Annotated in this window: 25 protein-coding genes and 1 tRNA gene; 21 read left to right on the top strand and 5 right to left on the bottom strand. The window is 31.0% G+C overall.

The genetic code is table 11. The features are described from left to right. The first annotated feature begins 5 nt into the window (after positions 1-5). Together SOI86_RS05965 and SOI86_RS05960 are read left to right on the top strand one after the other, a co-directional pair. The gene (locus tag SOI86_RS05965) at positions 6-860 is read left to right on the top strand and encodes a galactose mutarotase (protein WP_320680931.1); all 855 of its coding nucleotides are present in this window, start codon (positions 6-8) and stop codon (positions 858-860) included. Positions 861-873: 13 nt separating this feature from the next. Then, a complete protein-coding gene (locus SOI86_RS05960) occupies positions 874-2223 on the top strand; it encodes a four-carbon acid sugar kinase family protein (protein ID WP_320680930.1) in 1350 nt (449 codons plus the stop codon). A 2-nt stretch (positions 2224-2225) separates the two neighbouring features. Here the strand turns inward: SOI86_RS05960 and SOI86_RS05955 are convergent, their stop codons facing one another. Continuing rightward, the gene (locus SOI86_RS05955) at positions 2226-3650 is read right to left on the bottom strand and encodes an NADP-dependent isocitrate dehydrogenase (protein ID WP_320680929.1); all 1425 of its coding nucleotides are present in this window, start codon (positions 3648-3650) and stop codon (positions 2226-2228) included. Positions 3651-3862: 212 nt separating this feature from the next. On the opposite strand from SOI86_RS05955, the gene SOI86_RS05950 reads away from it, so the two are divergent. From SOI86_RS05950 to SOI86_RS05930, 5 genes are read left to right on the top strand one after another with little or no spacing between them, the layout of a single operon-like run. Further along, positions 3863-4294, top strand: coding sequence for a hypothetical protein (locus tag SOI86_RS05950; protein ID WP_320682501.1), 432 nt, complete (start codon positions 3863-3865; stop codon positions 4292-4294). A gap of 57 nt (positions 4295-4351) precedes the next feature. Then, positions 4352-5062, top strand: coding sequence for a heme oxygenase (biliverdin-producing) (locus SOI86_RS05945; protein ID WP_320680928.1), 711 nt, complete (start codon positions 4352-4354; stop codon positions 5060-5062). Between the two features lie 6 nt (positions 5063-5068). Beyond that, positions 5069-5779 (top strand): 15,16-dihydrobiliverdin:ferredoxin oxidoreductase, encoded by a 711-nt coding sequence (locus tag SOI86_RS05940; RefSeq protein WP_320680927.1) that lies wholly within the window; start codon positions 5069-5071, stop codon positions 5777-5779. Next, the gene (locus SOI86_RS05935; RefSeq protein WP_320680926.1) at positions 5780-6541 is read left to right on the top strand and encodes a phycoerythrobilin:ferredoxin oxidoreductase; all 762 of its coding nucleotides are present in this window, start codon (positions 5780-5782) and stop codon (positions 6539-6541) included. A 34-nt stretch (positions 6542-6575) separates the two neighbouring features. Further along, complete coding sequence (locus SOI86_RS05930; RefSeq protein ID WP_320680925.1) at positions 6576-7049, top strand: low molecular weight protein-tyrosine-phosphatase; 474 nt, start codon at positions 6576-6578, stop codon at positions 7047-7049. A gap of 2 nt (positions 7050-7051) precedes the next feature. Here the strand turns inward: SOI86_RS05930 and SOI86_RS05925 are convergent, their stop codons facing one another. Beyond that, positions 7052-8584, bottom strand: a complete 1533-nt coding sequence (locus SOI86_RS05925; RefSeq protein ID WP_320680924.1) for a bifunctional pantoate--beta-alanine ligase/(d)CMP kinase — start codon at positions 8582-8584, stop codon at positions 7052-7054. A 97-nt stretch (positions 8585-8681) separates the two neighbouring features. Here SOI86_RS05925 and purM point away from each other — a divergent pair, with 97 nt between their 5' ends. From purM to SOI86_RS05905, 4 genes are all read left to right on the top strand, one after another. Further along, a complete protein-coding gene (purM, locus tag SOI86_RS05920) occupies positions 8682-9725 on the top strand; it encodes a phosphoribosylformylglycinamidine cyclo-ligase (protein ID WP_320680923.1) in 1044 nt (347 codons plus the stop codon). 134 nt (positions 9726-9859) lie between these two features. Beyond that, positions 9860-10504, top strand: a complete 645-nt coding sequence (locus SOI86_RS05915) for a histidine phosphotransferase (RefSeq protein ID WP_320680922.1) — start codon at positions 9860-9862, stop codon at positions 10502-10504. Beyond that, positions 10491-10658, top strand: a complete 168-nt coding sequence (locus SOI86_RS05910; RefSeq protein ID WP_320680921.1) for a hypothetical protein — start codon at positions 10491-10493, stop codon at positions 10656-10658. Before SOI86_RS05915 ends, SOI86_RS05910 begins: the two co-directional genes overlap by 14 nt. A 576-nt stretch (positions 10659-11234) precedes the next feature. Next, a complete protein-coding gene (locus SOI86_RS05905) occupies positions 11235-11543 on the top strand; it encodes a hypothetical protein (RefSeq protein ID WP_320680920.1) in 309 nt (102 codons plus the stop codon). Positions 11544-11731: 188 nt separating this feature from the next. Here SOI86_RS05905 and SOI86_RS05900 read toward each other — a convergent pair. After that, positions 11732-11802, bottom strand: a tRNA-Cys gene (locus SOI86_RS05900). Positions 11803-11844: 42 nt separating this feature from the next. On the opposite strand from SOI86_RS05900, the gene SOI86_RS05895 reads away from it, so the two are divergent. Both SOI86_RS05895 and SOI86_RS05890 read left to right on the top strand, forming a co-directional pair. Then, positions 11845-13074: a lipid-A-disaccharide synthase-related protein gene (locus tag SOI86_RS05895; protein ID WP_320680919.1), complete on the top strand. Its 1230-nt coding sequence runs from the start codon at positions 11845-11847 to the stop codon at positions 13072-13074. Between the two features lie 30 nt (positions 13075-13104). Next, the gene (locus SOI86_RS05890) at positions 13105-13371 is read left to right on the top strand and encodes a hypothetical protein (protein WP_320680918.1); all 267 of its coding nucleotides are present in this window, start codon (positions 13105-13107) and stop codon (positions 13369-13371) included. 2 nt (positions 13372-13373) lie between these two features. On the opposite strand, the gene SOI86_RS05885 is transcribed toward SOI86_RS05890, so the two are convergent. After that, positions 13374-14009 (bottom strand): ribonuclease D, encoded by a 636-nt coding sequence (locus SOI86_RS05885; RefSeq protein ID WP_320680917.1) that lies wholly within the window; start codon positions 14007-14009, stop codon positions 13374-13376. A 164-nt stretch (positions 14010-14173) separates the two neighbouring features. On the opposite strand from SOI86_RS05885, the gene SOI86_RS05880 reads away from it, so the two are divergent. Beyond that, positions 14174-14731 carry a cofactor assembly of complex C subunit B gene (locus tag SOI86_RS05880; RefSeq protein ID WP_320680916.1) on the top strand — a complete coding sequence of 186 codons (558 nt, stop codon included), beginning with the start codon at positions 14174-14176 and terminating at the stop codon, positions 14729-14731. Positions 14732-14760: 29 nt separating this feature from the next. Here the strand turns inward: SOI86_RS05880 and hemF are convergent, their stop codons facing one another. Then, positions 14761-15789, bottom strand: a complete 1029-nt coding sequence (hemF, locus tag SOI86_RS05875; RefSeq protein ID WP_320680915.1) for an oxygen-dependent coproporphyrinogen oxidase — start codon at positions 15787-15789, stop codon at positions 14761-14763. Between the two features lie 158 nt (positions 15790-15947). Between hemF and SOI86_RS05870 the strand changes: the two genes are divergently transcribed. The 7 genes from SOI86_RS05870 to ppc all read left to right on the top strand — a co-directional run bounded on the left by SOI86_RS05870 (position 15948) and on the right by ppc (position 25910). Then, positions 15948-17018 (top strand): Mrp/NBP35 family ATP-binding protein, encoded by a 1071-nt coding sequence (locus SOI86_RS05870; RefSeq protein WP_320680914.1) that lies wholly within the window; start codon positions 15948-15950, stop codon positions 17016-17018. A gap of 3 nt (positions 17019-17021) precedes the next feature. Beyond that, complete coding sequence (rodA, locus tag SOI86_RS05865; protein ID WP_320680913.1) at positions 17022-18290, top strand: rod shape-determining protein RodA; 1269 nt, start codon at positions 17022-17024, stop codon at positions 18288-18290. Next, positions 18290-19654, top strand: coding sequence for a sensor histidine kinase (locus SOI86_RS05860; RefSeq protein ID WP_320680912.1), 1365 nt, complete (start codon positions 18290-18292; stop codon positions 19652-19654). Before rodA ends, SOI86_RS05860 begins: the two co-directional genes overlap by 1 nt. Positions 19655-19765: 111 nt before the next feature. Continuing rightward, positions 19766-20188: a photosystem I reaction center subunit II PsaD gene (locus tag SOI86_RS05855; protein ID WP_025915179.1), complete on the top strand. Its 423-nt coding sequence runs from the start codon at positions 19766-19768 to the stop codon at positions 20186-20188. A gap of 59 nt (positions 20189-20247) precedes the next feature. Beyond that, entirely contained in the window at positions 20248-21768 is a 1521-nt protein-coding gene (locus SOI86_RS05850) for an anthranilate synthase component I family protein (RefSeq protein ID WP_320680911.1), read from the top strand. Then, positions 21769-22887, top strand: a complete 1119-nt coding sequence (gshA, locus tag SOI86_RS05845; protein ID WP_320680910.1) for a glutamate--cysteine ligase — start codon at positions 21769-21771, stop codon at positions 22885-22887. Positions 22888-22940: 53 nt separating this feature from the next. Continuing rightward, complete coding sequence (gene ppc, locus SOI86_RS05840) at positions 22941-25910, top strand: phosphoenolpyruvate carboxylase (RefSeq protein ID WP_320680909.1); 2970 nt, start codon at positions 22941-22943, stop codon at positions 25908-25910. The last annotated feature ends 3 nt before the right edge of the window (positions 25911-25913 follow it).

The following is a 25913-nucleotide window of genomic DNA, read 5'->3' as shown; positions in this document are numbered from 1 at the left end:
AAATTTTGCAAATTCAATTATCTAATAAAGACCAAGGAATTTTTGTTTTTCAATTAGATCAAAAAAACTATATTAAATTTTGTCCTAAAAGAGGAGGTGTTATTACAAATTGGGTTTCGAATGGTAAAGAGATACTTTATTTCGATGAAAAAAGATTTATGGATAAGACAAAAAGTATTAGGGGAGGCATTCCCATCTTGTTTCCAATTTGTGGAAATCTCAATACCTCTAGTTCACTATTTGGAAGTGATTATCTGCAATTAACACAACATGGTTTCGCTAGGGATTTGCAATGGCAATACTCCTTAAGTGAAAATAAAAAATCTTTATGTTTATTTTTAAATGAATCTAAACAAACCAAAAAATATTATCCTTACGATTTCGAACTAAGAATAGAAGTTACCTTAAAGATGAACTGTTTAGAATTTGAAATTACTATTCAAAATAAAACAGAAACTGCAATGCCTATGAATTTTGGATTGCATCCTTATTTTAATGTTTCAGATTTCAAAAATTTAGAGTTTATTGATAATCCACGTAATTGTCAGAATCAAGCAAAAAACATTATTAGTAATACTTTGGATGAGTTAAGTAATATTAATTTAGGCGTTGATCTACTTATGTATACCTCCGGTAGGAGCTCTTTTCGGGATAAAATTTTTAAAAGACAGGTAACTTTAAATCATCCATACCCTTTTGATTTAGGTGTTATTTGGAGTGATCCTCCAAGAAGAATGATATGTCTCGAACCTTGGACTAGTCCTCGAAATTCTTTTGTTGATGGATTCAGAAACATTATGATTCCTTCAAATGATAGTCAAAGGTTTAATGCCTCAATACAAATAAAATCTCTTAAGTAATTATGCAATACTTATGAAATTTGTTGTTATTGATGATGATCCAACAGGCTCTCAAACTGTTCATGATTGCTTATTGCTTCTTAAGTGGGACTGCGCAACTTTAGTCAAAGGTTTTGAATCTAAATCTAATTTATTTTTTATTTTGGCTAATACAAGGTCACTATCGGAAAGTGATGCGAAATTAACAATAGAGGAAATTTGCAAAAATCTTAAGACCGTTATAGCTTATCAAGCTTGTGAAGAAGAAATTATTATTATAAGTAGAGGAGACTCTACTCTCCGCGGACATAACTTTTTAGAACCAAGTGTACTAAATAGTTGCTTAGGTCCTTTTGATGCTACCTTTCATATTCCAGCTTTTATTGAGGGGAAAAGATTAACAATTAATGGATCACACTTTGTTGATAAAACTCCTATTAATCAAACAATTTTCGCAAGAGATAAAATATTTGGATATGAGACAAGTAATGTCAAGAATCTTTTATTTCAGAAGAGTAAATCGCAAATAAATATTGAAGATATTCGAAATCTTTTATTGTCAGATATCGAAATTCTAAATGATGAAGAGAATAACATTGTTTTTCAAACACTAAAGAACTTGCAGAATAATAAACATGTAATTGTAGATGTAGAAAATTATTCTCAACTAAAAAAATTTTCTTTAGTAATTAAAAAATTAACTAAACAAAAAAAATTCCTTTTTCGAACTGCAGCAAGTTTTATAAGTTCAATTTCTGAGAAAAAAAGCGTCCCTCAGGTTGAGACATTCTTCTCGAATTTAAGGATAAGAAATAGAGAAAAGAGTTTTCTTCCAGGACTGATAATTGTTGGATCTTATGTGGAACTTTCAACAATTCAATTAAAAAATTTATTAGAGAGCAGTAATTGCAATCCAATTGAATTAGATGTTTTTGAATTCTTTAAAATCACTTCATCAGAGAATAATCAGAAGCGAAGGAATTTGTTTAAAAATAAATTTTTGAAAGAAATTAGATTTTCTTTTCAGAAAGGAAAAACTCCTGTATTGTTTACTTCAAGAAAATTTATGTCTTTAAATTATTCTGAACAATTTAATTTTTATAATGCACTTGCTCTTTTTATGGCTGAATTAGTCGCAGATTTGAAGTATGAAATAGGATATTTAATTTCAAAAGGAGGAATTACAACAAATGTCATTCTTAGTAATGGACTTAATGCAGATTATGTTTATCTTGAGGGACAGATTTTAACAGGCATTTCAGTGGTGACTTATAACCTAAAAAATGACGAAAAACTTCCAATTGTTACACATCCTGGAAACATTGGCACTAAAGATTCACTGGTGAATATTTGGAAAGTTTTTGAAAATAAAAATAATTTTTAAAATTAGAAGTTTGAGATAATTTCTTCAGCAAAACTGCTGCAGGATAAGGGTTCTACTTTCGGTTCCATTAAACGTGCTAGATCATAGGTAACTTTTTTTTGCTCTATTGCCTTACTCAAACCATTAGTAATTAAGTTGGCTGCTTCATCCCAACCAAAATATTCAAGCATCATTACACCACTAAGAATTACTGATCCTGGATTGATCTTATTTAAGCCTGCATGTTTTGGCGCAGTACCGTGCGTGGCTTCGAAAATTGCTGCATTATCTCCAATATTTGCACCAGGAGCCATACCTAGGCCACCAACAATTGCTGCAGCTGCATCAGAAACATAGTCCCCATTGAGGTTTAGTGTCGCAAGAATTGAATATTCTTGAGGTCTAGTTTGAATTTGTTGAAATATACTGTCAGCTATCCGATCATCAACAAGAATAAGTTCTCTCCATTTCCCATCTCCATGAGAATTTGAGATTGACGCAATAACTTCTTTAATTTCTTCGCAAATAAATGCTTTTTTGTTATTTGTAAGCTTGTCAAAACCTGGTTCGACTTTTCGAGCATTATTTTCAATTGTAATTTCTGGATTTTTCTGAATATTGTCTAAAATCCAGCTTTCTCTTTCTGTAATGCAATCTTCTCTAAATTCATTGACTGCTAATTCATATCCCCAATCTCTAAAGGCACCTTCGGTATATTTCATAATATTCCCTTTATGTACAAGAGTCACATGCCTTTTATCTCCTGATAATCTTTTGGCATGTTCAATAGCCTTTCTAATATGCCTTTGGCTACCAAATTTACTAACTGGTTTTATTCCAATTCCTGATCCGTTTGGTATGGATCTATTTTTTAAATTTTTACTTTTTGGTATGACAATGTTATTTAAGTGATTAATTAATTCAAGACAATTACTATCTTCGGCTTCCCATTCAATTCCCATGTAGATATCTTCAGTATTTTCTCTATAAACAATAACGTCTAAATTTTGGGGATTTTTGTGAGGGCTTGGAGTTCCTGAATAATATCTGCATGGTCTAACACAGCTATATAAATCAAAGATTTGTCTTAATGCAACATTCAGAGATCTAATGCCTCCTCCGATGGGTGTCGTTAAAGGACCTTTGATGGCTACACCGAAGTGTCTGATTGCTTCAATAGTATCTTGAGGGAGATAGTTATATGTTCCATAAATTTCACAAGCTTCATCGCCTGCATAGACTTTAAACCAATGAATTTTTCTTTCATCCCCATAACTTTTTTTAATCGCTGAATCAAGAACAATTTGAGTAGCTGGCCAAATATCAACTCCAGTACCATCACCTCTGATAAAAGGGACAATGGGATTATTAGGAACATTAGGTTTGCCTTGATTAAAAGTTATTATCTCGCCTTCATTAGGTAAAGTTAATTTTTCAAATTTTGGCATAGCAATTCAATTAATAAAAGATAAATCATTGAAGTTCTTCGTATTGTAATTTGCGATGAGTTATTTTCTTTAAAAGCTAGAAATTTATTATTCAAATGTGAATTGAGAATACTTTATTGATCAGCATTTCAACATCTTTATTAAAAGAAAAAGTAGTTAATAAGCAAGTTAAAGAAAATTATGTCATTTTCAAAAAAAATACTCAGCTATTTATGAATGCGAGTTCAAATGTAAGTAATGTTGAAATAGCTAATAAAATTGCTTCTACTGCAGCTTTGTTTCGGAAATATTTTCCTGATGCCAGCGTAAACTTTAGTCCCTGGGACAATTCTAATAATGAATCCATGCAAGATACTATTGATTTTGCGTTTCATTTCCCTGGTTGGAGCCCTCTTATTGAATGTAGAGCAATACTCTTACAATTAAGAATTGAAAATGATAAAAATGACAGAGTCCCCAAATTGTTAGGAATAATAATGCGAGGGATGATTGTTCCCTCCGAGAGATGGAGAGTGGCTACCATCGGTGATTGGGAAATGACTGGCACTCATCTACCGCAAAAGGAACAAAAAGATAATCTTTTTTTGGTTTGTAAGGAACTTTATAAGTTATTCTCTACAACATCCGCTGGTAACAAAAATTAGCTGTTTTATGTATTTTCCTTGTAGATTAAATACACTTACAAAAATAATTCAAAATATATGGCAGTCGCTCTTGCAGGACAATTAAGAGAAGGGACAAAAAAATCCCACACTATGGCAGAAAATACTGGCTTTGTGGCTTGTTTTTTAAAAGGAGTTGTTGAAAAAAAATCTTATAGAAAATTAATTAGTGATTTATATTTTGTTTATGAAGCCATGGAAGAAGAAATTGAAAGATTGGTCCATGAGGATCATCCGGTAATAAAACCTATTGGTTTTAAATCATTATTCAGGAAAGAAACTCTTGAAAATGATCTTAAATTTTATTTTGGTGATAACTGGAAGAATGAAATTAATATTTCTCAATCAGCAAAAGAATACGTTGAAAGAATCCGTGAGGTCGCAAAAAATTCACCAGAGCTATTGGTTGGTCACCACTATACACGTTATATAGGAGATTTATCTGGGGGGCAAATTTTGAAAAGGATCGCCAAAAAAGCATTAAATTTGAAGGGAAATGATGGTTTAAATTTTTACGAGTTTGAATTAATTGCGGATGAAAAGAAATTCAAGGAAGAATATTCCCTTACTTTGAATCAACTTCCGATAAATCAAAATATTGCTGATCAAATTATTGATGAAGCTAATCAAGCTTTTACTTACAATATGAAAATGTTTAAGGAGCTTGAAGGTAACTTGATTGCTGTTTTAGGCAAGATTGTATTCAATTATATTACAAAAAAAGTTAGGAAAGGAAGCACCGAGACCTAGTAATTTATGTTTGATTCATTAGTTGATTTCCTTAAAGCCAATATTGATGAATTAAATGGTCATGAAGTGGAAATATCTAGCGAATTCAAAGAACATCACAATGAAGACTCAAAATATATTATTAAAAATTGGCTGTTTTCAACTCCTGAATATAGAAAGTGGCGAATAACTAGATTAGATGGTGGCAAAAAACTGCAAGTGTTTAATACCGTGGCATATCCAAATTTCGATAGTGAAGTGCCTATCTTAGGAGTTGATATTTTATGGTTTGGAACTTCTCAAAAGTTATTAGCAATACTTGATTATCAACCGTTAATTCAAGAAGGCAAGTATCTTGAAAAATATTGTTCAAGTTTAGGTAGTATTAAGAAAAAATATTCTGAATTTGATAATAATACAATGAAGAATATCTATGATTCAAAAAAGTATTTTTCCCCATGGGTAATTATATGTAGAGGAAATAAATTAAATCTTGATAGAGATTTAAATAATATATTTCATTTATTTGTAAATAATTATTTGAACATGTATAAATTGAATCCTGTTAATCAATTTTTAAATGCAGAAGAAATAAAGATTAATCAAATTAAATATGATAAGTACAGTTTCGAAAAAGACCCGGCAGATAAATTGTTTAAATCTTTTTTTGGAGAAAAATGGACAAAAAAATTTATTAATAAATTTCTCTTTACATTAAATAATGAGATTATTCGTTGAATGTTAATACAAGATACTATTTTTTATAGACCAGATTGGAGATGGCATAATTTTCTAAAATATTTAACTAATAATTTAAGTAAATATAACTGTTTAGAAAAAATAATACCCTCCGAATATGCTTATCAAGATTCAACTTATGGTTCAAAAAAATCAAAAAAAAATGTGAATCTTTCTACTTGGGGTGTAACGCATAAAAAAAGAATTAAATTCGCAAGAGCAGTTTGTATTAATAGTCCAAATTATTCTGTTTTAAATTTTTTAATTATTCCTAATACTATTTATAACGTCCCATTTTTTGGAGTAGATTTTGTTTCTCTACCTAATAGTCATTTACTAGTATTAGATTTCCAGCCTTCATTAAAAATACAAAATCAATACAATAATGAGTTATTAGAAAAACTTATAAAACTCAAAACTCGTTGTCATTCATCACTCCCATTAGCTGAAAAAATGTCTGCAGATGTAGCTAGATTCTTCTCTCCTGGAGTAATCTGGTCAAAATTACCAAAAGAAGAAAGGAGTGACTTTTTAATTGCTAATCAGCTTTATACCGCATTTAAGGAATATCTTAATTTGTATTTGGAAATTCTTTTTGAAAGCAATGAAGCCAATATTGAACTGCAAAAAGAATTAATAAATGGTCAGAATAATTATTTGAAATATAGAAGAGACAACGATCCAGCAAGGCCAATGTTGTCGAGTTTGTTTGGCAAGGAATTTACTGAGTCTTTAATTAAAGAAGTCTTATTTACTACTTAAACGTCTTATAATTTTTATAAAAATTTGAAATCATATGAAAAAAATTGCTGTTCTTTTTGTATGTTTGGGAAACATTTGTAGGTCTCCTGCCGCAGAAGCTATTTTTATAAATTTACTTCAAAAGAAAGGATTAACAAATGGCTTTATTGTAGATTCTGCTGGAACTGGGAGTTGGCATATAGGAAAAAAGGCTGACTCGAGAATGAGAATTGCTGCAGAAAGAAGAGATATAAATATTTTAAGTAGGGCTCGTCAAATTACTAGTAAAGATTTTGAGGAATTTAACTATATTCTTGCTATGGACGATTCAAATTTTCGAAATATACAAGATCTTAAGAATCGAACATGTTCAACTGATTTTGCATCAATAAAAAAAATACAAAATTTTAGATTAGTTTTCAATGAGCAAGAAGTTCCTGACCCATATTTTGGAGGTGATGAGGGATTTGATCATGTCCTTGATATTTTAGAAGACTCTGTCAGTGGCTTCTTGAAAAGTATTTCTTAAATTTATTGGCTCTGGATCTCTTTAGGAATCTTTTCATTGTAAAGATAAATAATTTTATCTACTATTGCATTTATTGAATATCCATCTGAAAGAATTTCTATTGCGTCATTCGCTTTTTTTAGAGGTGAGATTTCCCTATTAGAATCTTCAAAATCTCTTTTCTTGATAAGCTCCTTTAATGTTTTAAGGTCTATATCTTGGGAGTCTTTACTTTGTTTGTCAGACTTTCTTCTTTTTGCTCTTTCATCAATGCTTGCAGTTAAAAATATTTTAAGTTCTGCATCAGGGAAGACAGTAGTTCCTATATCTCTGCCCTCAGCTACAAGTCCGCCTGATTCTCCAATTTTTCTTTGTTCTTCTACTAAGAATTTTCTAACTTCTTTAAGTGAGGATATTTTAGAGACTATGGCACTTATTTCTTGCGACCGAATTTCTTCAGTAACGCAGTAGTTATTAATAAAAACATCCTGATGTGCATTTGCATTTGATTTGAAAATAATAGATATATCTTTAAGAATATTATTCAATTCTTGTTCTTTTTTATAATCAATATTTTCTTTTATTAAAAGCCAACTCAATGCCCTATACATTGCTCCAGTATCTAAATATAAAAGTTTAAGTTTCTTCGCTATTAACTTTGTAACAGTACTTTTACCTGACCCGGCAGGTCCATCAATTGCAATAATTGGGCTTCTTTTCATTAGAAAAACGTGATCAATTAATCTTGTCTCTCCACATCTTATCGCACCAGCCAGAATTGAAATATTATCCTCATCTTCTGTGTTTTTAAGGGTATAAGGGTGCAAATGTTCTAAATATTCAATTGAAATTTTTTCTGCTGAAAGCTTTTTAATTATTTCTTTTATATTAATTTTTTTTTCCTGTTTAAATTTCTTTTTCGCTAGTAATAAGTGATTTGAAAACAATCGAACTAATTCTCTTTCGTTTTTTGATAGATGTACATTACGAGAACTCAAAGGAATTCCATCAAAATCTCTCTGAGTAGGAATAGATTTAATAGCTATATTTAATTTCTTTGTTATGACAAGATTCTTTAATATTACTAGTTGTTGCCAATCTTTTTCGCCTAAATAAAGGTTTTTTGGCTTGACAAGATTCAATAATCTATAAATTACAGTACAAACGCCATCAAAATGTCCAATTCGATTCAATCCACATAATGCCGAAGATAACTCTATAGAAGCTTTAAGGAATTTAATATTCTTATTATTCGGTGGATATATATCTTCATTACTTGGGATGAAGATGGCATCTGCTCCATGTGAAAAGGCGATTTTAATATCGTTGTCAATTGTTTTAGGATAATTTTCTAAATCTGATTTGTTATCAAATTGAAGTGGATTAATAAAAATACTTACTAAATTAACGTTGGAATTGTCTTTTTTTGCTGTTGATATTAGTTTTGTATGCCCATTATGGAGATTACCCATTGTTGGAATGAAGTTAATATCACTATTTATATTTCTCCTCCAATTCTCTATTTCTTCATTTTTCCTTATGATTACTTTCTTCACTTTGTTTTAAAAAATAAATCTATTTGATAATTAATTACTGGACAAAAGCAATCTTAGGAGGAATATCTATATAAGGAAAGTCTATCATTTTTATTTCATGGATTATAAAACATCAGGTGTTGATGTAGAAGCTGGGCGAGAATTTGTTGGCGAAATTAAACAGGCAGTGGAAAAAACGCATACATCTAATGTGATTGAAGGTATTGGTGGGTTCGGAGGTTTATTTAGAGTTCCTATCGATACTTTTAAAAAACCAGTCCTGGTTTCAGGCACTGATGGTGTTGGAACAAAATTAGAATTAGCCCAAAATAAAAACTTCCACTTTGAGGTTGGAATTGATTTGGTTGCTATGTGCATGAATGATATTATTACTAGCGGTGCAAAACCTTTATTTTTTCTTGATTATATTGCTACTGGTAGGCTTGATAAAAAACAATTATTGCAGGTTGTTAAAGGCATTTCCTATGCTTGTGGACAAAATAAATGTTCATTACTAGGTGGAGAAACTGCTGAAATGCCTGGATTCTATTCAAAGAATAAGTATGATTTGGCAGGATTCTGTGTGGGAATAGTTGAGGAGGACAAACTTATTAATGGTAATAAAGTATCAGAAAATGATTTAATAATTGCGTTAGAAAGTAATGGAGTACATAGTAACGGCTTTAGTTTAGTAAGAAAAATAATTCAAAATAATAATCAAATTGAGAAAGAATATGAAAAAGTTTCAAACTTAAATTTTTATGATGAGTTATTGAAACCTACAACAATTTACAATAATGTTATTGACCAAATATTATCTGAAAAGATAGAAATTAAGGCAATGTCTCATATTACTGGTGGAGGAATTCCAGAGAATCTACCAAGATGCATTCCTTCTGATTTTATACCTTATATCGATACCAATTCTTGGGATATACCATTTTTATTTAGATTTCTAAAAAAAGAAGGGAAGATTCCTGAAAAAGACTTTTGGAATACTTTCAATCTTGGAGTCGGATTTTGTTTAATAATTGATAAACAATTTAAAAATTCAATATTAAATATTTGTAAAGATCATGATATCGATAGTTGGGAGATTGGAAAGATAGTGTACAAAAACGATTCAAAAATTAGTAAATTTTTGCCTGAAATTTTAACTTAATTTTTTGTTCATCTATTTTGATTGAAGTTTAAAAAATTTTTTTTATACACAAATGAAAAAGTTAGATGTAATATAATAAAATCACCGCCGAGTTATATCGGAAGTTTAAGTATTAAGATTTAACCTTTAATTCAATGCCTTTTGCAAATAATAAAAGAATTACACGTAGACGTAGTTCAGCGGGTCCTACACCTCCAAAAAGACCAATAGGTAATAATTCTGATTTTGGTGGTAGACAGTCTCAAGGTCCAAGACCTACTTTTTTGACACTTAGGGATCATGGGAAGGTTTTTGTGGCTGATTTACCTAATTTGTCCGATGGTCAATTAGCTCATATCAGCAAAGAAGCTAATGAAGTTTTAAATAGTTTGGAAAAAAGACTTAGCGATCTTGAAAATGAGCCTAATATTAGCAATCCTGAAAATGACACGCTGATAAAAGCATCTACCAAAAGAGATGTAACACTTAGGTTTATTAAATCCATAGAAGAAGAACAAGAACATAGAAAAAATAATCCTGCTTTGAGAGATGCCGCTTCTGAATCTTTACCGAGAACTTTTCTTGAGGTTGCTAGACATAGATTGCCAGGAGCAACTTTTGATTCACTACTTCGAGAAGCTCTTGAAGCATGTGCAGTTGATGAAAGCGTTGAAGAAAATCAAATTATTGATGAGCCTAAAGAAACTGTAAAAATTATGGATATCCCCTCTTCCAACACAAATGCTTCACTAGTTGTTAGTATCGACTCAAGTGATGACTCTAAGAATGGCTCTATTTGATTCAAAAAAAGAGTTAATAAGTTTAAAGGTTCAAAATAGTTCAAAAGTTAAGCTTTCTTCAAATAAAGATTTTATTTTATGTAATCATTGCAAAAGGACAGCATCAAATGGCATCAGATGTTTAGGAATGTGTGTGGCAGATAATGATTACTAAAATAGTTTAGATTTATATCGAAAATAATGAATAAAATATTATTTTCTACATATCAATAAATAATTGAAATTGTTTACCCTTTACTTAAAATTGAGGTTTTTCTAAAACTTTATAATTAAATGCTTAAACAAATTAAGGAAGGCGCCACCCAGATTCGAATTAGGGTATGAATACTTAGAATTGAAACTATAACTACTTTTTCAGCGATACAAATTAAAAACTTACCGCCCGCTTACCGCCCATAAGGGTTATTCTTAGTGCTTATTTTTGCTCTTAATTAACGTATTCGTAAGGAATTTCGGGCGGTAAATGATATTAACTGGTATCTCTAAAGTGTCCCCCTAATGAATAGGGGAGGAAACCTTGAATCAGGAATACAAAAGATTGAAGAAAATACAGTGCAGATGCAATTATCATGAAAAGAGTTTTGGAAGAGAACGCAATGAAGATAATTGCCAAAGTCAGGTATATAGATTTTTAAAAAAGATCTCACACAGTTGAAGTCTAAGTTGCTATGCGTTATAAAAGAATTGAGAACTTAAGTGATCATCTACAAAGCAATTTTCACAAATAAGAATGTCATTGTTAAATAAATTCTCGATTAACGAGATCTTACTCTCAACTAAAGAGGCATATCAAAAGGAACTCAATAATAAAGATGTAGTTTCACAAATAGGGAAGTCATTATTTAATAAATTCTCGATTAACGAGATCTTACTCTCAAGCAAAGAGGCATATCAAAAGGAACTCAATAACAAAGGTTTGGGTTCACAAATAGGAAAGTCATTATTTAATAAATTCTCGATTAACGAGATCTTACTCTCAAGCAAAGAGGCATATCAAAAGGAACTCAAGCAAGGTGTGGGTTCACAAATAGGAAAGTAATTGTTTAATAAATTCTCGATTGAAGATATCATACTTTCAAGCATATAGGCATATCAAAGGATCAAAAAACCTGATAATTTATTAGGTAACTTACTGCCCATTTTTAAACGTCTTGAGTATTAATAATCGCTACAATAAACTCTTGTGCTTGGAACGCTTTACAGCGAAATTATTTACTAATTTAAAAAAGGCGGCACCCAGATTCGAACTGGGGATAAAGGATTTGCAATCCTCTGCCTTACCACTTGGCCATGCCGCCGAAAAAGATTCAATTGAATCTTTTACTGATCTTAACAGTAAGGTGACTCATTCTCTATTATTTATATGCAATGGCCATGGAGAAGATGTAATTGCATTAGAAATAATCAAAAGATTATTAAAAAAAATAAAAAATAAAAATATTGAAGTTTTGCCTTTAGTAGGAAATGGAGATGTATTTAATTCCTTACAATCAAAGAATTTTCGTAAAATAGGATATTTAAAAGAGCTGCCTAGTGGAGGTTTTAGTAATCAAAGCCTGAAGGGATTTGTACTTGATTTGTTTTCAGGATTTTTAATTGATAATTTAAGAAATTTTTTAATTGTAAAACGAAAGTCAAAACATAACTGCAAAATTATTGCAGTGGGAGATTTTCTACCATTATTTTTTGCTTGGTGTTCAGAATGTGAATTCAGTTTTGTTGGGACTCCCAAAAGTGATCACACGTGGAGTAGTAGACCGGGTTGGGCTTTAAGCGATGTTTATCATAAGTTGAAGGGTTCGGAATGGGACCCATGGGAAATGTTTTTAATGACATCTCCAAGATGTAAAAATTTAATTATGAGAGATAAAATCACAGCTAATAATTTGAATAAAAAAAATATTCCTGCAAAATATTTGGGTAATCCAATGATGGACTTTGTATCTAAAAAAAATGAAAAGATATCAAATATTATTGCTTTCAAAAGGATAATTTTGTTAATTGGAAGTAGATACCCAGAAGCATTAAAGAATCTTGATAATTTTCTGGATTGTTTGCAAGATTTTAATTTACCTAAGGATTTGGTAATACTTTTGCCTTTGAGTATTAATGCTAATTTGATTAACATTCAAAGTTATTTAAACAAACATGGTTTTAAAAAACAGAGTAAAGTCAAATTTTTGATTCATGAAGATTCAGTATGGAAAAAGAGAGAACAATATATATTGATTGGAAAAGGCCAATTCGATTTATGGGCCTCCATGGCAGATGTTGGCTTGTCTAATGCAGGAACTGCTACAGAACAAATTGCTGGCCTAGGGATTCCATCTCTTTCTCTTCCAGGATCAGGGCCACAATTCACAAAATCATTTGCAAAAAGGCAATCTCGATTATTAGGAGGTAGTGTTTTAGTTTGCAAGAATAAAAAAATTCTTTTAAAACGTTTAAGGTTACTGTTGAGAAAAAAAGTTTATAGATTGGAGCAAGCGAAAATTGGAAAAAAAAGAATGGGCCAATCTGGCGCTAGCAAGAAAATTGTAGATTCTATAATCTTTCATTTGTTATCTTAGTAAATGGCACTTGCGTTTTAAATTTTTTTTATGTATCCAATAAATGATAGGCAATATCTGAAAATTTGTGCAGAGATTGCGAAGCTTATGAGTATAAGCTTATCTTCTGCTAAGAAGAAAGTAGAAATTCAAATTGCAAAAGAAGGCTCTAAAACTATTCAAGAAAAAATACAAGTTGCGCAAAATCTCTTAGAAAGTTGTGAAAAAAATGCAGAGGATAAATTAAGTTCATCAAGGATACTTGATAAGCTTATGGAAACTCTTGATGGTGAAGATAATTTTTTAACTGAAGATTGATTTTAATGTTCAAATATATTTGAAAATCTTAAAATGTCTAAGTCAGCATGCACAGATACTGTTTTGAAACACTTTTTCGCTAACTCATATCTATTTTCTCTCTGTAAGATAACTTTTAATTTATGCATGGCTTCAATTAAATATCTAACATCATTTGCTGCATAATCTAATTGATTGATCGTTAAATCTTCATTGCTACCCCAATCACTACTTTGTGCGCTTTTGTCTAATTCTATACCTAATAATTCATTTATTAAATCTTTTAAGCCATGTTTATTTGTATATGTTCTTGCCAACTTACTAGCAATTTTTGTACAAAAAATATTTTTTGTATTAATTCCAAGATTGCATTTTAGTGCTGCTAAATCAAATCTTGCATAGTGGAAGATTTTAGTAATTTTTTCATTTTCAAGCAGTGCTTTTAAATGAGGAGAAGAATTAGTATTAAGTTCGATTTTTATACAAGATGTTTTTTTAAATTCATTACATATTTGTACTAAACACAATCTATCTCTTCCATGAATCAAACCCATTGCTTCAGTATCAATAGCTAGGTAGGATGAATTTCTATAAAGTTTATATAAATCTTCGTTTAAATCATTATATAGAAAATCAATATTTATATTTTTACTACTCATATTCATAAGTATTTAGAGCCATATAAGATTTGCGATATTTCTTAGATATTCACTTAATTAAGTTTTTTTATCTAATAAATTTATTTTACAGAATAAATCTAAAAAATTATAATATGATGTAACTTTAATTTTTATTCTCGAGTAATTATAAAGAAATTCATTTAATGTCCTATTCCTTAAATTCAACATTACTACTGACAATTCTTCTCGCTATAGGATTATTTTTCTTTCTTAGAGCTTCAAGTAAAGATAGAACAACGATAGTTGAGATTTCATCTTCTCAAAAACCAGTTAAGGTTTTGAATGGTTTATATGAATGGCTGAATTTAAGGGGATGGAAGCAAACGGGAGGAGATTTTGAACAAAGAATTTTAATATTTAAGGGACAAGTTGTTTCTAGTAAATTTTTAGCAATTTTTTTAGGTTTTCTTGGCGGTTTTGGATCTTGCGCTTTGGGATTAGTAATTATTCAAATATATCCTGAATTAGGTTGGTGGCCTATCCTTTTAGGATTAGTTGGTGGACCTGTGTCTGGTATGGTTTATTTTAAAAAATCAGCAAGAGAGGAAAAATTTGAATTAAGATTGATTAATGAAAATGAAAATGATTCAACTTTAATGCGCTTAAGAGCGCATAGGGATGAATTAATCTCTTTAGAAAATGAACTTGGAGAAAAACTTCAATTAAAAAGTGACGGTTCTTTATTTAAAACTCCTATTTAAAATCAACTCATAAGGAGTTTGATAATGGTTTAATCAAAAATATTATTTTCCATACAGAATTTTTCTAAATCTTTATCATTTAACCAATCTTGGGGCTTTGTGAAAATTGACGTTAGAAATTCCTCTCGAGAACCCTTTTTAGCTTTATATCCATATTCCCATCTGGCTAAAGGTGGCAATGACATTAGTATGGATTCAGTTCTACCGTTTGTTTGTAATCCAAAAATCGTACCTCTATCCCAAACTAAATTGAATTCTACATATCTACCTCTTCTATATAACTGAAATTCTCTTTCCTTAGATGTATATGTTTGATTAACTCTTTTTTCAATAATGGGCAGATATGAAGGCAGGAATGCCTGTCCACAGTTTTCGGCTAATGAAAATAAATTATCCCAATTTAAATTAGGTTTGCCAATATTTTTTGAAGCTTTTGATGCCTCTCCATTGTGATTATTTCCTCTATAAATATTGCCTGAACCATCTTGATAATCATAAAAAATACCTCCTATGCCTCTAGATTCATTTCTGTGCTTCAAGAAGAAATATTCATCACACCATGGTTTGAAAACTTTATGTAAATCTTTATCAACTTTTTCACAAGCTTTTTTATGCTCTTTATGAAAATTTCTCACATCAGAAAGATAAGGATAAAAAGGAGTTAAGTCTGCACCTCCGCCAAACCACCAAACAGGACCAGCTTCAAAATACCGATAATTTAGATGAACTGTAGGAATATAAGGATTCTCAGGATGCAATACCATAGAGGTTCCTGTCGCAAACCATTCATGACCTTTTGCTTCTGGCCTCTGAGAGATGATTGATTGAGGTAATTCTTTTCCCTGTACTTCAGAGAAGTTTACTCCTGCTTGCTCAAAAATAGAACCGTTTTTCAATACTCTTGATCTCCCACCGCCTCCTTCGTCTCTTAGCCAAGATTCTTCGGTGAATTTTCCTTTGCCATCAACATTTTCAAGTCCGGAACAAATCTTGTCTTGTAGAGTTAATAAGAGATTTTTAGTGTCTTCTCTAGAGTTTTTAGGAGGTTCTTTGAACATATATTTAGTAAATATTGAAGAAAAAAGTTTTTTGGTTAATTATAAGTTTCCCTTTATAATTTCTCTTAAGGGGGGCTTATTTCTTATTATTTGATAGTTCGACATAGTTCTTAATCTTTTAAACTGTCGACTACCTTGTCAAAATATTTAAAAATTTAATGACCACAATAGAAGATGCGAATTTAGCTTTACAAAAGGTTCTAGATGCTGGATCAAAGAAAAATGTAATTGAATTAGCTTGGATCAAAAACGTACGAGTAACCACACCAAGAGTAATCGTAACACTATCATTGCCATCATTCGCAAATTCTCAGAGAGATAGAATTGTAAACGAGGTTCGAAAAATACTACTTGATTTTGAAGATATTAACGATGTTCAAATAGAGATAGATAATAATCTTTCCAAAACAGAATCCAACACTGTTAGTGATGGGCCTGCGTTGCAGCGGATTGACGGCATTCGACATATCATCGCTGTTAGCAGCGGCAAAGGTGGAGTTGGAAAAAGTACGATTGCAGTTAATCTTGCTTGTTCTTTAGCTAAATTAGGATTAAAAACTGGTTTACTGGATGCGGATATATATGGACCTAATACTCCCTCAATGATGGGTGTTGCTGAACAGAATCCTAAGGTTACAGAGGGTAGTGGTAATGATCAAAGATTAATACCAATAAATAAATATGGAATTTCATTAGTATCAATGGGTTTTCTTATAGAAGAAGGTCAGCCAGTTATATGGAGAGGACCAATGCTAAATAGCATTATCCGTCAATTTCTTTACCAAGTTGAATGGAATAATCTTGATTTTTTGGTTATTGACTTACCTCCAGGAACAGGAGATGCTCAAATTTCTCTTTCTCAATCCGTGCCTATTTCTGGAGCTATTGTCGTTACTACTCCACAACAAGTATCTTTGCAAGATGCAAGGCGGGGATTAGCAATGTTTAAACAACTTGGTGTACCCTTATTGGGAATTGTAGAAAATATGTCAGTATTTATTCCGCCAGATATGCCAAGTAAAAAATATGAAATTTTTGGTAAAGGTGGTGGTCAAACATTAGCTAAAGAAAATGATTTACCCTTATTAGCTCAAATTCCTATTGAAATTCCTCTTGTGGATGACAGCAATAAAGGAATACCAATTTCAATAAGCCAGCCAAATAAAGAAAGTTCTATTGAATTTGAGAATTTAGCTCAATTAATTAAAAATCAATTTGTTAATAAATAGTTGATGTTTAGGGGTATTTTTTTATTAAATAAGAGAGGATTTTTTCGAAAAAAAGATAAGTTTAGTAAACGATTTTTATTGTCTCCTCTACTTTTGATCCCCCTATTTTTAGTTATTATTTCAGGTTTTTTAATAAAAAGTATTCAGGGTGATTTTTTAGTATCTAATTATTTAAGTCACATCTTAACTGGTATTTTAGGTTATTTTTTGGCATTTTTTATTTCTCATATACCTTTAGAGAGACTTAGAAAGTATTTGATACCATTCTATTTGTGTACTTTAATATGCTTATTTCTAATTTATTTTTTGGGGATCTCAGTTTCTGGAGCTCAAAGATGGCTAAGCTTTGGAATTTTTTCCTTTCAACCTTCAGAAGTAGCTAAATTGAGTACTGTATTAACTCTTGCTTTAGTTCTCGACAAAAAAACAATTTCAACAATAAAAGATTTATTATTGCCCTTATTAGTAGTTATTATTCCTTGGTTATTAATTTTCTTTCAACCAGACTTAGGCACTTCTTTGGTTTTATTTGTTTTTACAGGTGTGATGCTGTATTGGTCGCAAATGCCAATAGAGTGGATTTTGATATTAGTTTTATTTATTGTTACTTCTATATTGTATTTAATTTTACCAACTGTTCTTATTTTCTGGATTCCATTTATAGGATATCTTGCTTATAGATCTTCGAAAAAGAAAATTATTTTTTCTGTTGTTGCTATATTTTTTCATTTATTGGGGGCAAAATTGACACCAATTTTGTGGCAAAATGGCCTTAAAGAATATCAAAAAGATCGATTAGTTTTATTTTTAGATCCTAATAGAGATCCATTAGGTGGTGGATATCATTTGTTACAGAGTAAAATTGCAATTGGTTCGGGAGGTTTTTTTGGGACTGGTTTGTTACAAGGTAAGTTGACTAATTTGCAATTTATACCCGAACAACATACTGATTTTATATTCAGTGCTCTAGGTGAAGAGTTGGGTTTTTTGGGATGCATAATAGTTTTATTTTTATTTTTTAGTTTGATTAAAAAACTTATTAACATTGCAAAAAATGCTAGAACTGATTTTGAATCTCTAATAGTTATTGGGATCGCTGCAACTTTTTTATTCCAAATAATTATTAACTTATTTATGACCATTGGCTTAGGACCAGTTACTGGCATACCTCTTCCTTTTATGAGTTATGGTAGAACATCTTTGGTTATTAATTTTATATCTCTTGGATTTGTCTTATCTATATTCAAACGTTCTAGATCTTTAAGAAGTTGATGAAATCACAAATTACTATAAAAGAAATTCAAGACCTTTTGATTAAAGGAGTTCACACTATACATGTTGATGATGTTACCTCTAGAAGAATGTGGTGGGCTGCTTTAGAAGTTATTCAAAAAGATTTTCTTTCTCAAAATTACAAACTTGGAGGCGTTTGGGTTGCTTCTCCTTTGCCAGCTCTTAATGATAAAAAAATTTTCAATCAACTTCATGGTTGGGTGTGGTCACCGTTGGGATTTCCATACTTTCAAAAAGATAATGCAGGTTTTTTGCCACCCAATAATTCAACTAAGATTAAAAAAGATCTTGATTTTGTCAGTAATTATAAAGTTTTGAATCTCAGTCAGAAGGATGGTTATGAACCTTTTTTAATGATAATTACTCCAAATTTTCAATGCATTTTATCAATTGCAGGAGAAAAAGATAAGAAAATCCTATTAATGAAATGTGACAAAGAAAGCTTAAAAATTTCAATTGAATTAATGCATGCGAAATTAAAACAAGAAAATTATGAAGAAGGAGATAGATTCCTTAATGCAATAAATAATTTAGGTAATCTTAATATTAATAATCAATTTGAGAAAATTTTTTGGCCAATATTATCGGCAAAATTGGCAAGCTTGGGATCAAACCATAATATATACAATTCTTTGGAAAACGATATAAAAAATATACAAATAACTGAAGCAAAATTGTTAAGTGCAATTTCTCATGAAGTAAGAACTCCTTTAGCCACTATAAGAACCCTAATAAGTTCTACTTTAAAAAAATATAATATGGATGAATCAATGAGAAATCGTTTAATTCAAATAGATAATGAATGTAATGAACAAATTGATAGGTTCGGTTTAATTTTTAATGCTGCAGAATTAGTAAGTAATGAAGTTTCTACGTTAAATAACTTGGTAAAAATTAATTTAGCTGAAATTTTTAAAAAACTTGCTCCACTATGGCATAAACAATTAAATCGACGTGGCATTTCTTTAAAGATCGATATCCCTAGTCAACTTCCGCAAATTTTGAGTGATTCTGAAAAATTAGAATTAATGTTAAGGGGATTAATTGATAAGAATACTAGAGGATTGAAAGAGGGTAGTACATTGATTTTAGAATTAAGACCAGCCGGCCAAAAACTCAAACTTCAACTAAAAGTACAAAAATTAGATAGTAATCAAAAAGAAATATTAAAAAAGGAAAATGGTTCTGATATAGGTCCTGTTTTAAATTGGAACCCTCAAACGGGTAGTTTACAATTAAGTCAAAATGCAACTCAAAAGTTATTGGCTAGCTTAGGAGGGCGTGTTACACAAAGGCGTGATACAGGTTTGACAGTATTTTTCCCGATTTCAGATTCAAAATGAAAGGACAAAAAACTTCTACATTTATTAAATAATGTAGAAACTTTCTTGCAAATTTTGAATTTTGTAAAATATGAATGCTAATTTCTTATTATAAATAACTCAAAATCTAGGATGACGGAAACTTTAGTTGGTCAATTTCCAAAGCATATAGGAAGTACTGGGGGTTTATTAAACTCAGCAGAAACAGAAGAAAAATATGCAATTGTATGGAATAGTTCAAAAGAACAAGCATTTGAATTACCCACTGGTGGTGCTGCTATTATGCACGAAGGTGATAATTTAATGTACTTTGCAAGAAAAGAACAATGTCTTGCACTAGGTACACAATTACGAGCTTTCAAACCAAGAATTGAGGACTTCAAAATCTACAGAATCTTCCCGGGTGGTGATATTGAATTCTTACATCCAAAAGATGGTGTTTTCCCTGAGAAAGTAAATGAGGGTAGAGAAAAAGTTGGCCATAACCCAAGGAGAATAGGTGAGAATCCTAATCCAGCTGGGTTGAAATTTACAACTAAGAATACTTTTGATTAAATTTCTCAAAGTTGATATAAAAGACGAATATAATTATAATTTGGGTTGACATTATTAGTATGATCAGCTCACAGAAAGATAGTTTTTTAAAGGCACACAAAGAAGGTAAAAATTTTATACCTATCACCCAAACTTGGCCAGCAGATTTAGAGACTCCATTATCGACTTGGTTAAAATTATCAGATAAAGATTCTCATGGTGTTTTTCTTGAATCTGTAGAAGGCGGAGAGAATTTGGGAAGATGGAGTATTGTTGCTACTAAACCTCTTTGGGAAGCAATTTCTTATCGAGAAGAAATAGTTAAAACTTGGAATAATGGAAAAAAGGAAATTTATAAAGGTGATCCCTTTGATATTTTAAGAAATTGGACAAAGGAATATAAATCATCCATGCTTGATAACTTTCCATCAATTGGACAATTATATGGTTCTTGGGGTTATGAATTAATTAATCGAATAGAACCAAGCGTTCCAATAAATGAAATTCAAGAAAAGAATATTCCTTATGGCTCTTGGATGTTTTTTGATCAGTTAGTTATTTTTGATCAAATTAAAAGATGCATAACCGCAGTGGTCTACGCAGATACAAGTTCTTTAAAAGAATTTTCTATTGAAGAAGTTTATCTAAACGCAATTTCTAAACTTCAGAAAACTAGAAATTTAATGAAAGTTCCTCTAAAAGAAAGTGAGTTCTTAGATTGGAATGAAAATGAGAATTTGAATTTAGATCTTAAAAGTAATTGGAAGAAAAAAGATTTTGAGGATGCAGTTCTCTCTGCAAAAGAATATATAAGAAAAGGAGATATCTTCCAAATAGTTATAAGTCAGAGATTTCACACTAAAGTCAATAATGAACCTTTTAATTTATATAGAAGTTTGAGGATGGTTAATCCCTCTCCATATATGTCATTTTTTGATTTTGGCTCATGGTATCTTATTGGTTCCAGTCCTGAAGTAATGGTTAAAGCTGAAAAGAATAAAGATAATCAGATTGTTGCAAACTTGAGACCAATAGCTGGTACAAGACCTAGAGGTATTGATCATCAGCAAGATCTTAAATTAGAAAAAGATTTATTAAAAGATCCAAAAGAGATAGCTGAGCATGTAATGCTAATAGATCTTGGAAGAAATGATCTTGGAAGAGTTTGTGAAATTGGTACCGTGGAGGTCAAAGATTTAATGGTTATTGAGAAATATTCACATGTTATGCATATAGTTAGTGAAGTTGAGGGAATCTTAAAAAAAAATACTGATGTATGGGATTTACTAAAGGCATGTTTTCCCGCTGGAACTGTAACTGGTGCACCAAAAATAAGAGCTATGCAATTGATAAAATACTTTGAAAAAGATGCTAGAGGACCTTATGCTGGTGTTTACGGATCGATTGATATTAATGGTGCATTAAATACGGCAATAACAATAAGAACTATGATCGTTAAACCCTCAAAAGATGGAAAATATGATATTTCAGTGCAAGCTGGTGCTGGAATAGTTGCTGATTCTTTTCCTGAAAATGAATATCAAGAGACAATCAATAAAGCAAAGGGGATACTAAAAGCATTAGCCTGTTTGGATAATTAAATGATTAACAATAATCTTTATAAGGGGTTTGAGGTTGAACTTTTCACAGGTTCTTTAAATTCTCATATTGGTGTTTCCGCTGATATTGAAAAACATTTTTCTAATTTTGTGAAAGAGCCAGATAATAGGAATGTTGAATATATAACAACACCTGAAAAAGACTATAAGTTTTTATACGAGAAATTAAGAACTCCAAGAAAAAATTTAAGACAATGGCTAAACAATAAAGGTTTAACAATTATTCCTTCATCCACGCTTTGTTTTAAACACGATATTCAATTTCAAAGATCTGATATTGAAAATGTTTATCATCAATTTATACAAGATAATTATGGAATCTCTATCGCAACCTCAAGTGTCCACATAAATATAGGAATAGATAACTTAGATAAGCTTTTTGCTGCCATAAGACTGATAAGATCTGAAGCCGCTTTGTATCTCTCAATAAGTGCTAGCTCACCTTTTTTAAATAATAAAATTACGGAAAATCATTCTCAGAGATGGATTCAGTTTCCCAAAACACCAAGTAAAGTACCTTTTTTTGTAAATCATAATAGCTATGTCGATTGGATCGAAGAAAATATAGCTAATAAAAATATGCAAAATATTAGGCATTTTTGGTCTTCAATCCGACCAAATGGTCCCCAAAGGCCTTTAATTCTTGATCGATTGGAATTAAGAATTTGTGATTTTGTTCATGATATTAATTTGCTATTAGGGATAACAGCCATGCTAGAACTAAGGATTTTAAATCTTTTTGATAATATGGATACTTTAGATCCTTTGACTGCTAGTGTATTTTCTATCGATGAATTATCAGAAATATGTGATCAGAATGAAATTAATGCTGCTAAAGAAAGTCTGAATTCACAGTTAATTCACTGGCAAGATGGAAAAAAAATTATTTGTAGAGATTGGATTAAAAATTTATTATCAGATTTATCATCCACCGCAGAAAAATTTAGTATGAAACATCTTTTGAAACCTATCTATAAAGTGCTTGACGAAGGTAATCAATCTATGAAATGGATAAATCAATATAAAAACGGTCTTTCTATTGATCAGATAATGAAAATTGCTATCGAAGATATGATTAAGAGTGAAGAAGAGGATGTTTAATGATTTAAATAAACATTTGATCTGAACTTTTTTACTTGTGACATAATAATAATATGAATTCCTTTCAACAGATAAAAAATAATAACGTGGATCTGATAAGTAACAATGATCCACTTGATAAAAATCGTCTTTTAATAGAGGATTTATGGGAATCTGTGCTCAGAGAAGAATGCCCTGATGATCAAGCAGAGAGACTAATACAGCTTAAAGAATTGAGTTATTCAAAACGAATGGATTGTGATAGTTCAAAAACTTTTAAAAATGAAATAGTTGATATTGTAAATTCTATGGATTTGGCAGAATCCATAGCAGCAGCAAGGGCGTTTTCATTATATTTTCAACTAGTGAATATTTTGGAACAAAGAGTGGAGGAAGATAGATATATTCAAAGCTTTACCAATAAGAATGTTCAAAAATCGCCAGATAATCTAGATCCTTTTGCCCCAGCATTGGCCAGACAAAATGCTCCAGTAACTTTTAGAGAATTATTTTATAGGCTGAGAAAATTAAATGTACCTCCAGGAAAACTAGAGGCATTATTGCAGGAAATGGATATTCGTTTAGTTTTTACTGCACATCCGACCGAGATAGTAAGACATACGATTAGGCATAAGCAAACCAGAGTTGCAAATTTGTTGAAAAAAATACAGGTTGAGCAATTTTTAACAAAAGAAGAAAAAAATTCTCTAAAAACTCAATTAAAAGAGGAAGTAAGACTATGGTGGAGAACAGATGAATTGCATCAATTTAAACCTTCAGTTTTAGACGAAGTGGATTATGCTTTGCATTATTTTCAGCAAGTTTTATTTAATGCAATGCCTCAATTGAGAGGTAGAATCGCTGAAGCACTCACCGAAAATTATCCAGATGTTCAGATGCCTTCTGAATCTTTTTGTAACTTCGGTTCTTGGGTCGGCTCCGATAGGGATGGTAATCCATCGGTTACTCCAGAGATAACATGGAGAACTGCTTGCTACCAAAGGCAGTTGATGTTGGAAAGATATATTATTGCAACATCTAATCTTAGAGATCAATTAAGTGTTTCAATGCAATGGAGTCAAGTAAGTTCTTCTTTATTAGAGTCATTGGAAACAGATAGGGTTAAGTTCCCAGAAATTTATGAAGCCAGGGCGACAAGATACAGATCAGAACCTTATAGATTGAAATTAAGTTATATTTTAGAAAAATTAAGGTTAACACAAGAAAGGAATAATTTATTAGCTGAAAATGGGTGGAAATTTGACTTAGAGGGAGAAATGGATAATAAAGATATAGATAAAATTGAAAACTTATATTATAAATCAGTAAACGAATTTACCTATGACCTCGAACTAATTAAAAATAGCCTGATTAGTACAGATTTAACTTGCGAGGCAGTTAATACATTACTTACACAGGTTCATATTTTTGGTTTTTCTTTAGCAAGTTTAGATATTCGTCAAGAAAGTACAAGGCATAGTGACGCTATACAAGAGCTTACAAATTATCTTGATTTATCTGTGCAATATGATCAAATGTCTGAGCCAGAGAAAATGAAATGGCTCATAGACGAATTAAATACCAAAAGGCCTTTAATTCCCTCTGATGTCAACTGGACAAAAACTACAGAAGAAACCTTTTCAGTTTTTAAAATGGTTAAGAGACTCCAGCAAGAATTTGGTAGTCGTATTTGTCATTCTTATGTCATTTCAATGAGTCATAGTGCGTCTGATTTACTTGAAGTTCTTTTGCTGGCAAAAGAAATGGGACTTATTGATCAAAATTCACAAAAGTCAAAATTATTAGTCGTTCCTCTTTTTGAAACTGTTGAAGATCTTAAAAGAGCACCAGAAGTAATGGAAAATTTGTTTAAATTAGATTTTTATAGATCATTATTGCCAAAAAGTGGAGAATCTTTTAGACCTCTTCAAGAATTAATGCTTGGATATTCTGATAGCAATAAAGATTCGGGGTTTGTTTCTAGTAATTGGGAAATTCATAGAGCCCAAATAGCTCTTCAAAATCTTGCAAGTAGAAATAACATATTGCTAAGACTTTTTCATGGAAGAGGCGGTTCTGTAGGTAGAGGGGGAGGACCGGCTTATCAGGCAATATTGGCTCAACCAAGCGGTACTTTAAAAGGGCGAATAAAAATAACAGAACAAGGTGAAGTGTTAGCTTCTAAATATAGTCTTCCAGAACTGGCTTTATACAATCTTGAAACTGTTACTACAGCGGTCATTCAAAATAGTTTGGTAAATAACAGTCTTGACGCAACTCCAGAATGGAACCAATTAATGTCTAGGCTGGCAGAAACATCTAGGACTCACTACAGAAAATTAGTACATGAAAATCCTGATTTGTTGAATTTCTTTCAAGAGGTTACGCCAATAGAAGAAATAAGTAAATTACAGATATCTAGCAGGCCTGCCAGAAGAAAAAAGGGGGCAAAAGATTTGTCAAGTTTAAGAGCTATTCCATGGGTATTTGGTTGGACACAAAGTAGATTTCTTTTGCCAAGCTGGTTTGGAGTAGGTACTGCATTATCATCAGAATTAAATTCAGACCCACAACAAATCGAATTATTAAGAGTTCTGCATCAAAGATGGCCATTCTTCAGGATGCTTATATCCAAGGTAGAAATGACTTTATCTAAGGTAGATCTGGAAGTAGCTAGATATTATGTTGACACTCTAGGAAGTAAAGCAAATAAAGATTCTTTTGATGATATTTTTGAAGTAATTTCTCAAGAATATAATCTTACAAAATCTTTAATACTTGAAATTACTGGTAAAAATAAGCTCCTTGAATCTGATAGAGACTTAAAATCATCAGTAAGCTTGAGAAATAAGACAATAATTCCATTGGGATTTTTGCAAGTGTCACTTCTCAGAAGACTTAGAGATCAAACCAGACAACCCCCAATTAGCGAGTTTCTTATTGACAAAGATGAATCTAGAAGAGCTTATAGTAGAAGTGAACTACTGAGGGGGGCACTTTTAACTATTAATGGGATAGCAGCTGGCATGAGAAATACAGGTTGATTA

Origin of the sequence: Prochlorococcus sp. MIT 1314 (assembly GCF_034093315.1) — a bacterium.
Taxonomy (GTDB): Bacteria; Cyanobacteriota; Cyanobacteriia; order PCC-6307; family Cyanobiaceae; genus Prochlorococcus_A; species Prochlorococcus_A marinus_Y.
Note: the sequence above shows the minus strand (reverse complement) of the source record. Positions and strands in the feature narration are given on the sequence as shown.